Annotated in this window: 16 protein-coding genes; 2 read left to right on the top strand and 14 right to left on the bottom strand. The window is 33.1% G+C overall.

Annotated features, from left to right (window positions below; genetic code table 11):
* Window positions 1-25 precede the first annotated feature (25 nt).
* From miaA to QGM60_RS14755, 8 genes are all read right to left on the bottom strand, one after another.
* Window positions 26-934, bottom strand: a complete 909-nt coding sequence (gene miaA, locus QGM60_RS14790) for a tRNA (adenosine(37)-N6)-dimethylallyltransferase MiaA (RefSeq protein ID WP_281141024.1) — start codon at window positions 932-934, stop codon at window positions 26-28.
* Window positions 927-1,799, bottom strand: a complete 873-nt coding sequence (locus QGM60_RS14785; RefSeq protein WP_281141023.1) for an ion transporter — start codon at window positions 1,797-1,799, stop codon at window positions 927-929. Before QGM60_RS14785 ends, miaA begins: the two co-directional genes overlap by 8 nt.
* Before the next feature lie 32 nt (window positions 1,800-1,831).
* Window positions 1,832-3,196: an exonuclease domain-containing protein gene (locus QGM60_RS14780; RefSeq protein ID WP_281141072.1), complete on the bottom strand. Its 1,365-nt coding sequence runs from the start codon at window positions 3,194-3,196 to the stop codon at window positions 1,832-1,834.
* A gap of 58 nt (window positions 3,197-3,254) precedes the next feature.
* Window positions 3,255-3,923 (bottom strand): YggS family pyridoxal phosphate-dependent enzyme, encoded by a 669-nt coding sequence (locus tag QGM60_RS14775; RefSeq protein ID WP_281141022.1) that lies wholly within the window; start codon window positions 3,921-3,923, stop codon window positions 3,255-3,257.
* A gap of 45 nt (window positions 3,924-3,968) precedes the next feature.
* Window positions 3,969-5,207 (bottom strand): DUF1015 domain-containing protein, encoded by a 1,239-nt coding sequence (locus tag QGM60_RS14770; protein ID WP_281141021.1) that lies wholly within the window; start codon window positions 5,205-5,207, stop codon window positions 3,969-3,971.
* A gap of 3 nt (window positions 5,208-5,210) precedes the next feature.
* Window positions 5,211-5,846, bottom strand: coding sequence for a M23 family metallopeptidase (locus tag QGM60_RS14765; RefSeq protein WP_281141020.1), 636 nt, complete (start codon window positions 5,844-5,846; stop codon window positions 5,211-5,213).
* A 17-nt stretch (window positions 5,847-5,863) separates the two neighbouring features.
* Entirely contained in the window at window positions 5,864-6,754 is an 891-nt protein-coding gene (locus QGM60_RS14760; RefSeq protein ID WP_281141019.1) for a 3-hydroxybutyryl-CoA dehydrogenase, read from the bottom strand.
* Window positions 6,755-6,843: 89 nt separating this feature from the next.
* On the bottom strand, window positions 6,844-7,803 hold the full coding sequence (locus QGM60_RS14755) for a Gfo/Idh/MocA family oxidoreductase (protein WP_281141018.1): 960 nt from the start codon (window positions 7,801-7,803) through the stop codon (window positions 6,844-6,846).
* A gap of 154 nt (window positions 7,804-7,957) precedes the next feature.
* On the opposite strand from QGM60_RS14755, the gene QGM60_RS14750 reads away from it, so the two are divergent.
* Window positions 7,958-8,599 carry a protein-L-isoaspartate(D-aspartate) O-methyltransferase gene (locus QGM60_RS14750; protein ID WP_281141017.1) on the top strand — a complete coding sequence of 214 codons (642 nt, stop codon included), beginning with the start codon at window positions 7,958-7,960 and terminating at the stop codon, window positions 8,597-8,599.
* Between the two features lies 1 nt (window position 8,600).
* On the opposite strand, the gene QGM60_RS14745 is transcribed toward QGM60_RS14750, so the two are convergent.
* The 3 genes from QGM60_RS14745 to smpB all read right to left on the bottom strand — a co-directional run bounded on the left by QGM60_RS14745 (window position 8,601) and on the right by smpB (window position 12,249).
* Window positions 8,601-9,125: a hypothetical protein gene (locus tag QGM60_RS14745; protein ID WP_281141016.1), complete on the bottom strand. Its 525-nt coding sequence runs from the start codon at window positions 9,123-9,125 to the stop codon at window positions 8,601-8,603.
* Between the two features lie 83 nt (window positions 9,126-9,208).
* Window positions 9,209-11,674 (bottom strand): DUF5686 and carboxypeptidase regulatory-like domain-containing protein, encoded by a 2,466-nt coding sequence (locus QGM60_RS14740; protein WP_281141015.1) that lies wholly within the window; start codon window positions 11,672-11,674, stop codon window positions 9,209-9,211.
* A gap of 119 nt (window positions 11,675-11,793) precedes the next feature.
* Complete coding sequence (gene smpB, locus QGM60_RS14735) at window positions 11,794-12,249, bottom strand: SsrA-binding protein SmpB (RefSeq protein ID WP_281141014.1); 456 nt, start codon at window positions 12,247-12,249, stop codon at window positions 11,794-11,796.
* Window positions 12,250-12,359: 110 nt separating this feature from the next.
* On the opposite strand from smpB, the gene QGM60_RS14730 reads away from it, so the two are divergent.
* Window positions 12,360-13,121: a DUF6503 family protein gene (locus QGM60_RS14730; protein ID WP_281141013.1), complete on the top strand. Its 762-nt coding sequence runs from the start codon at window positions 12,360-12,362 to the stop codon at window positions 13,119-13,121.
* Here the strand turns inward: QGM60_RS14730 and QGM60_RS14725 are convergent.
* From QGM60_RS14725 to deoD, 3 genes are all read right to left on the bottom strand, one after another.
* A complete protein-coding gene (locus tag QGM60_RS14725; protein WP_281141012.1) occupies window positions 13,111-13,623 on the bottom strand; it encodes a phosphoglycerate mutase family protein in 513 nt (170 codons plus the stop codon). The genes QGM60_RS14730 and QGM60_RS14725 overlap by 11 nt on opposite strands.
* Window positions 13,624-13,699: 76 nt before the next feature.
* The gene (locus tag QGM60_RS14720) at window positions 13,700-14,116 is read right to left on the bottom strand and encodes a hypothetical protein (RefSeq protein WP_281141011.1); all 417 of its coding nucleotides are present in this window, start codon (window positions 14,114-14,116) and stop codon (window positions 13,700-13,702) included.
* Between the two features lie 70 nt (window positions 14,117-14,186).
* Window positions 14,187-14,885: a purine-nucleoside phosphorylase gene (gene deoD, locus QGM60_RS14715; protein ID WP_281141010.1), complete on the bottom strand. Its 699-nt coding sequence runs from the start codon at window positions 14,883-14,885 to the stop codon at window positions 14,187-14,189.
* Window positions 14,886-14,894 lie beyond the last annotated feature (9 nt).

Here is a 14,894-nt window from a genome sequence, read left to right as displayed (position 1 = left end):
TCCAGTTCTTTTGAACTGGATTTTTTTATATCTCATATTCAATATATTCAATAATTTCGTTAATGTTGGTTTTATAATCAAACCATTTAATAGAAGTATCTTTTCTAAACCATGTAAGCTGCCTTTTAGCAAAGCGTCTGGTATTCTTTTTAATTTCAGAAATTGCAAAATCTAGAGTGTAATTACCTTCAAAATATTCAAATAATTCTTTGTAACCAACAGTGTTTAGAGCATTATTGTCTTTGTAAGGTAGTAGCTTTTTAGCTTCATCTAACAACCCATTTTCAATCATTATATCTACACGTTGGTTAATTCTATCATAAATTATAGAGCGCTCTGCATCTAAACCAATAGAGATGGTTTTGAAGTTGCGATTTTTCTCAGGATTTGTTAGAAAAGTAGAATAAGGCTTTCCTGTTCCCATACATATTTCTAAAGCTCTAATAACACGTTGAGGATTATCTATGGCTATAGAATTGTATGATGCTACATCTAGAGTTTGTAATTCTTCCTGTAAAGGCTGTAAACCTTCATTTTTAAATCGCTCATTTAAACGTTCTCTAATGCTGCTATCCACTTCAGGAAAGTTATCTAATCCTTTTGTAACGGCTTTAACATAAAGACCAGAACCACCAACCATAACAACTTTAGAATTAACCTTAAATAATTGATTGAGTTTTTCTATGGCATCGCGTTCAAAATCACCAACATTATAATAGTCTGTAATGGATTTGTTCTGAATGAAATGATGCGGAGCAGCACTAAGTTCTTCTTCTGAAGGTACTGCCGTGCCAATATTCATTTCTTTATAAAATTGACGTGAGTCTGAAGATATAATTTCTGTATTGAAATGTTGAGCCAATTTTATGCTAAGCGCTGTCTTACCAATAGCTGTTGGCCCAACAATAGAAATAAGAGAGTTGCTTTTAGTCATGATGTAATTTATAACCACATTTGTGGCAAAACTCTGAGTTATCTTGATGTTTGTCTTCTAGGCAATTACTACAAGATTGTGTGTTTAAGCGTACTTTGTTAGGGGTGTTTTTTTTATTAACCTCTTCGCCTAATAATTTTTGAGGGGTGTTTTTGGCATATTCTGCAGAAACAATTCCTGTTGGTACAGCAATAATACCATACCCAATAATCATAATTATAGCAGCTATAAATTGTCCTAAAGCAGTCTGTGGGGCTATATCGCCAAAACCAACCGTAGTCATAGTAACAATACACCAATACACACTTTTTGGGATATTTGTAAACCCGTTTTCTTCACCTTCAACCATATACATTATGGTTCCGAAAATTACAGAAGCAATAAGAACTGCAAATAAGAACACTGCTATTTTAGCTCTGCTAGCTTTTATGGCATTAGCTAAATGGTTTGAAGCACCAAGATATCTTACGAGTTTCAAAATTCTAAAGACACGTAATAACCTTAAAGCTCTTAAGGCAATAAGCGCATGAGTTCCTGTTATAAACAATGAAATATATTTAGGTGCAGTAGATAATAAATCTATAATACCATAGAAACTAAAAATATACTTAAAAGGCTTTTTTACGGAAATGATACGAACAATGTATTCTATAGAAAAAAGGATGGTGATAATCCATTCTGCTATATTTATTTCTTGGTGATACTTTAAATCAAATGGTTTGATGCTTTCTAACATCACAAGAACAATACTTGTTAATATTGCTATTAAAAGAACAACATCAAATAACTTACCTTCAGGAGTATCTGCTTCATAAATTATTTCATGAAGTCTGGTGCGCCAGTTATGTTTATTTTCTTGTTCCAATATTTAAAAATACAAAAAGTAAAAAAGAGAAGCTATTTTAAATCTACAACCTTCAATCGCTTATTCCTTCTCATGTAACTTTGAATAATATGCTGTGTGTCTCTATTGTTTTGCATTGGTGTGATTAAAGACGACAGAATTTCTCGATTGTTTATTTGATGATTAAGGTCAAAAAAGCCGATGCCTTTAAAAATGCCGTCTTCAATTAAAATAACACTTTTTTCATCTATATCTCTTCCGCGATCAATGAGAATCATGTCTTTGTTATCATAAGAATTGGTTTCAATTACCGATAGTACTCGTTTATTATACGTTTCAATATGTTCTTCTTCTATACAAGCTCCGTGACAAGCCTTGATGCCATAATTAAAACAACTTGAGTCTCCTTTTTCTAACCCACAAAGTTTTGAGCAGAGTTCATAGGTTTCAATCATTCGTGTCATAAAAGAAATACCACTTTGTCTGTTGGTAAATGTGGTTATAGGTTTCACATCTTTTTTTATTTGAGAAACTCTTAAATTGATATAACCTTTAGAATCCACAAAGCTATAAAGGCCCTGAGTGAACTTGCTACGTTTAAGTGCTCGATTGTGTATTGGTTTGTTCGTTTTTATTTCCTCACTTTCTTTTAATAGGGCAACTAATTCACTGCCTGTTTTTTCATAAGTTACAGAAGCGACTTGAAGCTGTATTTTTTTAGATTTTGAATTGGTATTTGTAAAGTGTTGCGTAATGCGTTTTTTAATGTTGTTACTTTTTCCGATGTAAATTATATTTCCATCAGCATCGTGAATATAATACACTCCTGTTTCGCTCGGCAGTTCATTAATAATATCTCTAAGATTGGGAGCTATTTTAGATTTTTTCTCAACTTTTACGGCATTCTTAATTATGGATTTGTCGGTATCTTTATTCAACAACATTTTGAATAATTTTACCGTAGCAAGCGCATCGCCATTGGCTCTATGTCTATCACTTACCGGAATGCCAAGTGCTCTAGCTAATTTACCTAAACTGTAAGATTCCATATCAGGTATAAGCTGTTTGGATAATTCTACCGTACAAAGTGTTTTTCTTTTGAAGGGAAATCCAAGACGTTTAAATTCCGTTTTAAGGATTCGATAATCAAAGTCTGAATTATGAGCTACAAGAATACAATCTTCGGTAATTTCTACAATACGTTTTGCAACTTCATAGAATTTTGGTGCATTTCTAAGCATATTAGAATTGATGCCAGTAAGATTAACTACGAAAGGTTGTATGTCGCGTTCAGGGTTAACTAAAGAAATAAATTGGTCGGTAACCTTATGACCGTCAAATCTATAGATTGCAATCTCAGTAATACCTTCCTCGTTGTACTTGCCACCTGTGGTTTCTATGTCTAGTATTGCGTATATAACTCTAAGCTTAGATAAGGTACTAAATTAAAAAAGTTAATGCTTTGAAACACTAATTTTAGTGATAATTTCTAGGGCCAAAAATACTGCTTCCTATTCTAACCATGGTACTTCCGCTTTCAATAGCCCATTGGTAGTCACCACTCATTCCCATAGAAACGGTTTCTAAGTGACAGTTTTCGGTTTGCCAGCTTTTTAAGCTATCGAATGCAGATTTTAAATTATTAAACTCTTTAATAATTTGCATCATATCATCAGTAAATGTTGCCATGCCCATAACTCCAACAATCTTTATGTGTTTTAAAGCTGCAAATTCATCAGATTGGAGTAGAGAAGCGGCATCATTTTTAGACATACCAAATTTACTATCCTCTTCAGCAATTTTTATTTGAAGCAAGCAATTGATAACTCTATCGTACTTTTCGGCTTGTTTGTTAATTTCTTTTAAAAGCTTAAAACTATCTACACCATGAATTAAGCTAACAAACTCAGCCATATATTTTACCTTGTTTCTTTGTACATGACCAATCATGTGCCATTGAATGTCTTTAGGCATTTGTTCATGTTTTTCGGCCATTTCTTGGATTTTGTTTTCACCAAAAATACGTTGTCCGGCATCATAGGCTTCCATAAGCTCAGAAACAGGCTTGGTTTTAGAAACAGCAACTAAAGTAACATGGTCTGGTAATTGAGATTTTATGTGTTTGAGATTATCTTTTACACTCATTAATCTTAGGTCTTTTGTTATTTCTTTTTCAGAAATAAATTAGTTTCAATATTCGTAAATCGTGATGGCACTTCGTAATTTGGGTAAAATGTAAGTGCTCTTTGGGGGCATTGTTAAGCCTTCATCAGCGATTTGTTTCATTTGTTCTACATTAGATGGACACATTCCGAATCCAACGGAAAATGCTCCGCTATCAACACTACTTTTTGTGGTAATCATTTCATGACGACCATTAACGTATTCAATTCTGCTATCGTTTCTTAAATCGTTAATACCTAAAATAGGTTGAAGAATGGTTTTGTAAAGCAGATGAGCATCTAATTGATCTAACGCAGTCTTAAAGTTGTAATGTGTTTTACGTAAATATAAGGAATAAAATTCACCATCTAAATACATACTAAAATGATGTGGTTTTGATGGTTGGTAAGGTAACGTTCCTCTGTTCTCTATTCGGTAGAATTCATCTAACTTTATTAAGAATTCTTCTTTTGTGAGTCCATTTAAATCCTTAACCAATCTATTAAATTCATAGATTACTAAATCAGATTCAGGAATAAGATAAGACATAAAGAAGTTGTAAGATTCACTGCCATTATGGTTTGGATTCTTCGCTTTTTCGTCTTTATAAAGTAAATAGGACGATGAAGACCTGTGATGGCCGTCCGCAATATAAATAGTTTCCATAGCCTTAAATTCTTTTTGAATTATAGCTATGGTAGCTTCATCATCAACTTTCCAAAGGTAATGGGTATCTCTATAAGTCATAGTGAACTCAAATTCAGCATAACCTTTTTGAGTTTCTTCAATAATTGAAGCAATTACAGCATTATCTGGATAGGTGAGTAAAGCAGGTTCAGCATTAAAACCTACGGTTTGAAGATAGGTTTTAAAAGTTTGCTCCCGTTTGGCAATGGTATCTTCATGTTTTTTTATAATGTCTTTTTCATAATCTTCGGCACTAGTAGCAGCAATGATACCATTGAATTCTTGTCCATGTCTATTAACTATTTTATACACATAGAACGAAGGTTTTTCATCTTGAACAAAAATACCATCTTCCTTAAATTCCAGATATCTATTTCGGACGAGTTTGTAACGTTCTTCTCCTGTTACTTCTTGATCGTATTTATAACCAGGGTTTATAATATGTAAAAAGCTAAACGGATTATAGCCCATACGAGACTCACGTTCTTCCAGCGTATAACTTTGGTAAGGACGTGAGGCCACAAGACCAACCATGGCTCTTGTAGGTTTTACTGCTTTGAATGGGATAATTTTTGCCAATTTCTATCTGTTTTTTTCAATAAAAGCTGAAGGATCTAGATAACCGTCAGTATTAGTTGAATAACCGCCACCAATATCTAAACCTACCTCATCTCTAATTTCTAAATGAAGATGTGCATAATATGCGCCATTACAGTTTCCTATAGTTGCAATTTGTTCACCTTTTTTTACAAACTGCTTTTGATCTACGTATAAAGAATCACAATGTGCATATAATGATTCATAAAGTTTTCCATCATACAAATGAATAACTCTGACCACATTTCCCCATCCACCTTTCAAATCTTCAGCAACGCTAACATAGCCATTACCAATTGCATATATTGGGTCGCCTAAATCAGAATTGCCTCCGCCATTACCATTCCAATCATCACCTAAATGATTGTTTTCTTGAAATTTTTGGGCATTGTAATAGCCTCTTGCGTTTGGCTTTCCAACAGGGAAATCAAAACCGTTTGAAATGTATGAGGGATTTTTATCAAATAACTCTATATAATCAATATCCTGACCAAATTCAATCTTTAGACTATAATCCATGTATTCTCCAGTATTACTGAAACCTTCTATTGAAATAGCTTTTTCATTTTTACATGAAAAGAATATCAATAGGGTCAATATACATAAGGAAAATCGAGTCATTAAATTATTTACAATTTCTATTTAGCAAATTGTCTAGAAACCTTTTCCGCTTTACGGCTTTCAGAATAATCGTAAAAACCTTCACCAGATTTTACACCAAGTTTTCCAGCTTGTACCATATTTACCAATAGAGGACAAGGAGCATATTTAGGGTTTTTAAATCCATCGTACATAACATTTAAGATGGAAAGACAAACGTCTAAGCCAATAAAATCGGCCAGTTGTAATGGACCCATTGGGTGTGCCATACCTAATTTCATTACAGTGTCAATTTCTTCAACTCCAGCGACACCGTTGTAAAGTGTTTCAATAGATTCGTTAAGCATTGGCATTAAAATACGGTTAGCCACAAAACCAGGATAATCGTTAACCTCAGTCGGTACTTTACCTAAAGTTTTAGATAACTCCATAATGGTATTAGTAACTTCGTCACTTGTGTTGTAACCTCTAATAATTTCTACCAATTTCATAATTGGCACAGGGTTCATAAAGTGCATACCAATAACCTTTTCAGCTCTAGAAGTTACTGCTGCTATCTGTGTAATAGATATAGACGACGTGTTTGTAGCTAGAATAGTGTCTTTACCACAGACTTCATCTAGTTGCTTAAAGATTTTAAGTTTTAAATCTACATTTTCTGTTGCAGCTTCTACAACAAGTTCAACATCTTTAACTCCGTCTTCAATTTTAGTGAAAGTTGAAATGTTATTTAAGGTACTTTCTTTATCAGATTCGGTAATCTTTTCCTTAGAGACCATTCGGTCTAAGTTTTTAGAAATAGTTGCCAAGCCTCTTTCTAGAGACGCTTCACTGATGTCTATAAGTTTTACTTTAAATCCTGATTGCGCAAATGTATGGGCAATTCCGTTTCCCATAGTACCAGCGCCTATTACTGCTATGTTTTTCATAATATTTTTTGGTGACTGAGGCTCTCGAAGTCACGGAGAATTAAAATTATGGTCATTTCGAGAGCCTCAATGACCACTTAAATTCAGTCTTAAAACTGATTAATAATCATGGTTGCAACACGCAAAGCTTCTGTACCATCATGCAATGTTACAATTGGTTTTGTGTTGTTGTTAATGGCATCTGCAAAGGTTTCCAATTCATCTAAAATGGCATTGTTTGAAGTAATTTCAGGATTATCAAAATAGATTTGTTTTTTGATACCTTCTGCATTTTGAAGAATCATATCAAAATCACCAGGATTTTCTGGAGCATCCTTCATTTTTACCACTTCGCATTTTTTCTCAAGGAAATCTACAGAGATATAAGCGTCCTTTTGAAAGAAACGTGTTTTTCGCATATTTTTAAGCGAAATACGACTAGCTGTTAAGTTGGCAACGCAACCGTTTTTAAACTCTATACGTGCATTAGCAATATCTGGAGTATCACTGACAACTGAAACTCCACTTGCTGAAACATGTTTTACAGGTGAATTAACGACACTTAGAATAATGTCTATATCGTGAATCATTAAATCCAAAACTACAGGAACATCAGTACCACGAGGATTAAATTCTGCCAAGCGATGGGTTTCAATAAACATTGGATTTTCCAATTTGTCTTTTATTCCAATAAACGCAGGATTAAAACGCTCTACATGACCAACTTGTCCTTTAACACCATGTTCTGCCACTAAAGTTCTAATAGTTTCAGCTTCTTCTACGGTATTAGTAATTGGTTTTTCTATAAAAATGTGTTTTCCTTTTTTAATAGCTTGTTTCGCACAATCATAATGCGAAAGGGTAGGAGTTACAATATCCACAACATCAACAGCATCAATCAATTCATCAATAGTTTCAAAGTATTTATAATCAAACTCTTCAACTACACGTTTTGCATTTTCAGGGTCGGCATCATAAAACCCTACAAGCTCATATTTTTCGGATTGTTTAAGAAGTCTTAAATGAATTTTTCCAAGGTGACCAGCACCTAGAACACCAGCTTTTAGCATGTTTTTCTGTTTTTTTCAAAAATAATCGTTTTCCTTTAGAAAGTTAAAAAAGAAAATATAAAATACTGCGGAATTATTAATTTAATAAAGTTTGACAATCTGGTTTTGAACTTGTAATTCTATGAATTAATTTAGCCTGAAACTAAACTAGACTTTGAAAGATACATTTAAGCATCAGGGCATGCGTCAACAACTTGTTGATACACTGATAAAAAAGGGCATAACAAATGAAAAGGTTTTAAAAGCCATTGGCAAAATCCCTAGGCATTTATTTATGGATTCTGGTTTTATAGACCATGCTTATGTAGATAAAGCGTTTCCTATTGCTGCAGATCAAACCATTTCGCAGCCTTATACTGTTGCATTTCAATCGGAATTATTACAGATTCAACCAGGACATAAAGTTTTGGAGATTGGAACAGGTAGTGGTTACCAAACTGCTGTTTTGCTAGAACTTGGAGCAAAAGTGTTTAGTATAGAACGTCAGCAAGAGTTATTTAAAAAAACGTCTAAGTTTTTACCTAAAATAGGCTATAGAGCTAAAAAACTAATTTTTGGTGATGGCTATAAAGGTTTACCAGAAGAAGCACCTTTTGATAGTGTAATTGTTACCGCAGGTGCACCTTTTGTTCCTAAACCTTTAATGAGTCAAATAAAAATTGGAGGACGTTTAGTAATTCCTGTTGGTGATGATGTTCAAACAATGACGTTGTTTATTCGAAAAGGAGCAAAGGAATTCGAAAAACATGAGTTTGGCGAATTCCGATTTGTACCGCTTCTAGAGGATAAAAATTAATTTAACCTTTAGGTAAATAGGCTTCAGGAATTGGGTTTTCCTTAGATTCTTGTAACCAAAAGATATTTATAATCCACCAACGCGTACCGTCATACATTAGTTGAATACTATTTATACCTCGCATAAAAGCTTTGTCGTCCGTTTTGGTTCTGTAAGATTCGTAAGTGCTAAATACATGCGTTATATTTCCAAAAGTTTCAACGGTTCTATAAATTTCTCTTTCGTGAAATCCATTTTGTGTTAACCATTCGCCTGAGGTTTCAATATAACTTTCAGGTGTCATATAGCGTGAAATTGTTTCACCTTTTTCAGTTTTACCCGTTGGAATTAGTTTTGCTTTTTTGTGAAATAAATGTTTGAATAAAGCCCAATCGCGTTTAAAACCTTTGTCACCAGAAATTACAGTATATAAACTTTCAATAGTACTATCTAATGTTGCTACATTCTTAGAATAATCTTTTTTTTCGGTTTCTTGTGCAGAAACGCTAAACGAAATAAGTGTAAAAATTAATAGTAGTTTTTTCATAATTGGCAAATATCTAGAGTTTTAGACTCCTGCTTACACTTCGACAAGCTCAGTATGACAAGCAGGAATACAATTATGTAAATTTAAAAGAATTTTAATCCAAACAAAATAGCATCGCTTTGGAATCCGCTTTGGTAAGAGCGTACATAATCTACTCGTAAAAATCTCCATTTTCCCCAACCGATATTATCTACACCAATAGTGTATTCTTGGTAAGGTTTCATGTCTGGAGTAGAAAGTAAGTGCGCACCGATAACCAAATTGAAGTTCAATTTATTCAATACTGGTACTTTTCCAAGTAAAAAACCATTAAAGTCATGTTCTGCATGTGCTTCTAAATAAGAATCATTAGTGCTTGCAGTATAATAATCTAAATTATTAAACACATTGGTGTAACTGCCAGAGGTGCTTACATGAGTTTGGTTACCGTTAAAATGTTGGTAATCCATAAAAGCAATATCATCCGCATTAAAGAATTTTCCCGCTCTAATGTTGTACCTAAATCTTCCTTTGTCTGCAATACTAAAGGTTTGGTATAGTCTTGCTTTGATTTGATCAAAATTATAATCACTATTAGTAGCTCCTAAACCTTTTTCGTAGCTTAACACTAAAGTTGGATAATCTTCATTACCAACATTAAACTTACTATCTGGATAGCTAAAATATTCTTGAGCAAAATTAATTTGAGCCGAAACATTAGCTTTTACAATATTATGAGTTTCAAAAGGAGCAATACCGAATGCTGTTTCGTCTAACGGGTTGTTACTTGTATAGGCATCATCTTTATCATTGTAGAATGTTTGGTCTGTAGTATTGAATAATGCTTTTCGTCTTTCGTAGCTTAAACCAGCATAAAGTCTAAAACCGTTGAATAATTCTTCGGAATAATTAAGTTGAAGAAAACTACGGTCGTAAAGTTTCATATAGTTGTCTTCAAAAAACAAAGTACTCACGGAGTTGATTAATGGTGAAATTGGCTCTGCAGGATTAAATTGTTGAACACTCACGCCGCCTGAAAGCGAAAGAAAAGCTCTAGAGGTATTGTTGAACTTGTAGTTTAAAGACCCAGTAGCTCTTAATCGTTCATCCGAAAAACCATATTCAATGCTTGCACTGGCATTAAAGTAACGTTTGTACTCGTCATAGTTTTTTGTGTAAAATACGTTAGCTTTCGCCGTATAACCTTGAACGGTATTGAATCGGACACCAGTAATCGGCATATTAAACCCTAAACGATAATCTTTATGCGAGTTTTGATAGGTGTAGCCTAAGATATCACCTAGTTTAAATTTGTTATTGACGCGGTCTATAGAATCTAAATAAGGTTTCGATTCTTTTACAATCTGTATACTGTCTTTCTTTGTATAATCTGTTCGCTCTTCTTTTGTTAAAGGTACAGGTCTAATGCTTTCCCAGTATAGCGAATCTTTCTTGTTCGCTTCATTTTCAAAAGCAACCAATTCTCTACCAAAATCCTTTCGTGTTAAAGGTAAATTGAATTCATAATTGCTATAAACAGCCGTAAAACGTCCATCTCCTTTTATACCAAAAATACCATACTTAAAGTCTATACTTTGTGAGATAATTGGCCAAATATTATCTTTTTCAGAATAGGAAAAACTTTGTTTCAACGTAATTAAGTCTGCGGCAGGAATACGAGCTTGCACACCTGTAATATCTAATTCTAGTGCGTAAATGGTCCACTGATCTTCAACAATATAAATTGAACCAGAAAAAACAGGATCGTTCTTTCGTTTTGGTATTACATTTATTTTATTGATAAGATTACCTCTATCATCATAAAAAATGCCTTCTAACTTGTACTTGTAATAGGTAAAGGCGTTATTCGCAATAGGAGAAACGATTTGATTACCAAATTCAACCGTATTATTATAAAAATTGTAATCGACATCCAAAGCGCTATTAAAGCTAAAGCCGTTATCATCACCACTAACTTTAGATGCTGTGATTTTCTCTTTTAGTTTATCGGGTTGTAAAAACTGAATTTTAGAAATGGTTTCGGATAAATAAATAATACCACTTCTGGTAGAGTCTAATCCTCCGCCTAAGTCCCCAACTTCTTGGCCGAGTATTTTTTCGGGCGCATCTTTAATTCGGATTAAACCTCTTGAATAGAAATCTGCTTTGAAGGATTCTATTTTTTCAAGATTTTCTTTTCGTTTAGCTATAGCTTGTCGCATAATGGCATTTGCAGGATTGTCCTCTGCACTAACCACAACTTCGCCTAAAGAAACTGATTCTTCTTCTAAATTTACATTGATAACATAAGGAAAATCACTTACAGCAACTTTCTTTTTTACGGTTTTATAACCAAGATACGTGTAAACAATAGTGTAGGTATCTGGCTTGGTAATGTTAAGCTCGTAATAACCGTCGTCATTACTGGTAGTTCCTTTATAGGTGTTTTCTATAAGGATGTTTACAAATGGAAGCGGTTCTCCCTTGGTACTTTTAACAGTACCTACAATTTGAGCTGATGAAAAATAAAATAAAGAAATGAATGTAAGGCAAAGTAGTTTTTTTAGCATAGTGTATTGATTGATGGTTTGTATTTGTATAGACGCAATTCTTTGACGAATGGTTGCCTATAATGTTTCAAACATAGACTAAAATCTCAATGCCTAAAGTTATAGCAATCTTAAAGTTATTAAAAACTTTTCTTAATACGGTCTAGGTTTCGCTTGTTGTCACGGTCTTTGATAACCTCTCTTTTGTCAAACAATTTTTTACCTTTTGCCAGCGCAATTTCAAGTTTGGCAAGGCCTCTATCATTAATAAAAAGACGTGTCGGAATTATTGCATTTCCTTTGATGTTAACCTCCTTTTCGAGTTTTTTTAGTTCGCGCTTATTAAGAAGAAGTTTGCGCTCAGCTTTTGGTTTATGGTTGTAATAATTTCCGAAAATATATTCTTGAATGGTCATGTTAATAACAAACAGTTCACCGTGCTCATTGAACTCGCAAAAACTTTCTGCAATAGAAGCCTTGCTCGCTCTGATGGATTTTATTTCAGTGCCAGTAAGTACAATTCCAGCCGTGTATTTATCTAATATTTCGTACTGAAATTTGGCCTTCTTATTAAGTATGTTAACTGTTTTTTGCATAGTCCGCAAAGGTAATCGATATAGTTTGAAGTTAAAAGTAATAAGTAAAAAGTTAAGAAGGTGTGTAAACAAACTTTTAATTTTACGACAGTTTCACTTAAAGAATTGACATGAAATATATTTTAGTTTTAGTAGTGAGTTTAAGTTTAGTGGCTTGTAAAGAAAATACTAAGAGCTCTAATGTTGAAGACTTAACAGCCAATGAAATCGTTGATAAATCTATTGAAGTTTCAGGAGGATCAAAATTTGATAAGTCTATTATTAGTTTTGATTTTAGGGATATGTTCTATTCGGCAAAGCGAAATAACGGTAAGTTTCAGCTTAAAAGAAAATTCACAAAAGATAATGATACAATTGTTGATATCTTGAGTAATAATGGATTTGAAAGATTGGTGAACGAGAACATAACTGCGGTTGAAGATTCAATGGTGCCTAGATACTCAGCATCTGTAAATTCTGTACATTATTTTTCGGTTTTACCTTATGGCTTGAATGATAAGGCTGTAAATAAATCGTTATTTGGTGAAGACACCATAAATGGAAAGCGCTATTATAAAATTAAAGTGACCTTTAGTGAAGATGGAGGCGGAGAAGACTTTGATGATGTATTTGTGTATTGGGTTAACCAGAAAACTTTTAAAGTTGATTATCTAGCATATTCATACAAAGAAGATAGTGGTATTGGAATGCGTTTTAGGGAAGCTTATAACGAACGCTTTATTGATGACTTACGTTTTGTAGACTACAATAATTTTAAATCTGAAAATAAATCTATTCGACTAGAAGACTTAGTAAAAGCTTTTGAACAAAACCAACTAGAACTATTATCTAAAATAGAATTGGAAAATGTAAAAGTTAAAATTATTCAATAACTTTTAATTCAGATATAGCTTTACCTTCTTTAATTTTTACGATATAAAGATTAGCATTATTATCATCAGCTATGTCTTTATATTTTTCTTCGCCAATTAGTTGATTTACAAATTTAGGGATAGTGTTGCTGTGGCCAACAATGAGAACTGTTTTTCCTTTTGTTTTCATCAAAAAGCTATCGATTTTGATGGTAAAAGGGTTGTAAATTTCTATATCTAAATTATTAGATTCAGCTGTTGGTAAAACGGTTTGTTTAGTTCGGTTATAATCTGTTGAATATACAGCGTCAAACTCAATATCTTTAAAATAGGTTGCCCAATTTCTGGCTCTTTTATGTCCAGCTTCTGTTAAGTCAGGATTTTTATTAGACTTGTCTGTACGATCTTTTTCTGCATGCCGAATGAGATAGTAGGTCGTGACTTTCTGTTCTTTTTCAGGTGTTTCCTGAGCAAAAATGTTGAATGAAAGTAAAAATAGCAGACTAAAGAACAGAGATTTCATTTTGAAAGATGATTTGTTAAACCTCTCAAAAATAGGCTATAAAAAATCAATTTATCTTTAAAAGAGTGTTAAATGTCTATTGCAAATGACTTAAAACAAAAGTAGAACCATCGACATAAGCTGTGCCAAAACTAAGAGTATTTTCCTCAATCCAAAATTCGTTTTTATTACCATTTAAGAATAAAAATTCATACATCTGATCATTATTGTCACAATTTGAATTCAAACAATCCAATTCTATAGAATAATTCATTGTTTCAGAATTAATATCTGAAATGTTACTTATAATTTCTAAGGTTCCATTTGAATAAAATTTATAAATAACATCTTCGGGATTGTATAAAGTTTCTGTTTGACCTGCAAAACCATTAAGAATAATTTTATCGAGTTGCCATTTACCAACGATTAAATCATTACTTGAATTATCGTCATCTTTAGAGCAGTTGGTTAAAAGAAATAGCAGAAAAGGTAGGAACAAGTACTTTAATTTCATAATAGTTTAGTCTTTGATCATATTAGTAAGACGTAAAAAATTGAAAAGGTTGCATCAAAAAATGTTAAAACTAGGCGAGCTCTAATGCAATCTCTATCATATTTCTAAATGTAGTCTCTCTTTCCTTACTGGTTGTTTTTTCACCAGTAACCAAAGAATCTGAAATGGTTAGAATTGCCAAAGCATTAACATTGTGTTTTGCAGCTACGGTATACAAGCCAGCAGCTTCCATTTCAACACAAAGTACACCAAACTTAGACCATTTTTTATAGGACTCCATATCGTCTTCATAAAACTCATCAGAAGATAATACATTACCAGCTTGAATAGGAATATTCTTAGCCTTTGCAGCTTCAACAGCTTTGATAAACAAATCGAAATTTGCAGTAGGAGCATAGTCTGCACCACCAAATCGAAGTTCGTTAACACCAGATGTAGAAGAGGCAGCCATAGCTAAGACAACATCTCTGATTTTTACATTCTTTTGATATGATCCTGCGCTACCAACTCTAATAAGATTTTTTACACCAAAATCTTTAATAAGCTCATTGGCATAAATTGATATACTAGGAATACCCATTCCTGTTCCCATGGTTGAAATGGGTTTCCCATTATATGTACCTGTATAACCATACATGCCTCTTACTTCATTGAAGCAAATAGGGTTTTCAAAAAAAGTTTCAGCTATCCATTTAGCTCGTAATGGATCTCCAGGTAATAAAATAGTTTCTGCTATATCGCCTTTCTTGGCACCAATGTGTACACTCATGCCGTAAAT

The organism is Winogradskyella sp. SYSU M77433 (assembly GCF_029911945.1).
GTDB lineage: Bacteria > Bacteroidota > Bacteroidia > Flavobacteriales > Flavobacteriaceae > Winogradskyella.
The sequence above is the reverse complement of the archived record's forward strand: the minus strand, read 5'-3'. Positions and strand labels throughout refer to the sequence as shown.

Bases quoted from the DNA above. Each gene is read 5' to 3' on its own strand.
- smpB (WP_281141014.1), bottom strand. From the start codon at position 12,249: ATGCAAAAAACAGTTAACATACTTAATAAGAAGGCCAAATTTCAGTAC.
- QGM60_RS14760 (WP_281141019.1), bottom strand. From the start codon at position 6,754: ATGAAAAACATAGCAGTAATAGGCGCTGGTACTATGGGAAACGGAATT.
- QGM60_RS14755 (WP_281141018.1), bottom strand. From the start codon at position 7,803: ATGCTAAAAGCTGGTGTTCTAGGTGCTGGTCACCTTGGAAAAATTCAT.
- QGM60_RS14775 (WP_281141022.1), bottom strand. From the start codon at position 3,923: ATGAGTGTAAAAGATAATCTCAAACACATAAAATCTCAATTACCAGAC.
- deoD (WP_281141010.1), bottom strand. From the start codon at position 14,885: ATGAGTGTACACATTGGTGCCAAGAAAGGCGATATAGCAGAAACTATT.
- QGM60_RS14730 (WP_281141013.1), top strand. From the start codon at position 12,360: ATGAAATATATTTTAGTTTTAGTAGTGAGTTTAAGTTTAGTGGCTTGT.
- QGM60_RS14765 (WP_281141020.1), bottom strand. From the start codon at position 5,846: ATGACTCGATTTTCCTTATGTATATTGACCCTATTGATATTCTTTTCA.
- QGM60_RS14725 (WP_281141012.1), bottom strand. From the start codon at position 13,623: ATGAAATCTCTGTTCTTTAGTCTGCTATTTTTACTTTCATTCAACATT.
- QGM60_RS14745 (WP_281141016.1), bottom strand. From the start codon at position 9,125: ATGAAAAAACTACTATTAATTTTTACACTTATTTCGTTTAGCGTTTCT.
- QGM60_RS14720 (WP_281141011.1), bottom strand. From the start codon at position 14,116: ATGAAATTAAAGTACTTGTTCCTACCTTTTCTGCTATTTCTTTTAACC.
- QGM60_RS14740 (WP_281141015.1), bottom strand. From the start codon at position 11,674: ATGCTAAAAAAACTACTTTGCCTTACATTCATTTCTTTATTTTATTTT.
- miaA (WP_281141024.1), bottom strand. From the start codon at position 934: ATGACTAAAAGCAACTCTCTTATTTCTATTGTTGGGCCAACAGCTATT.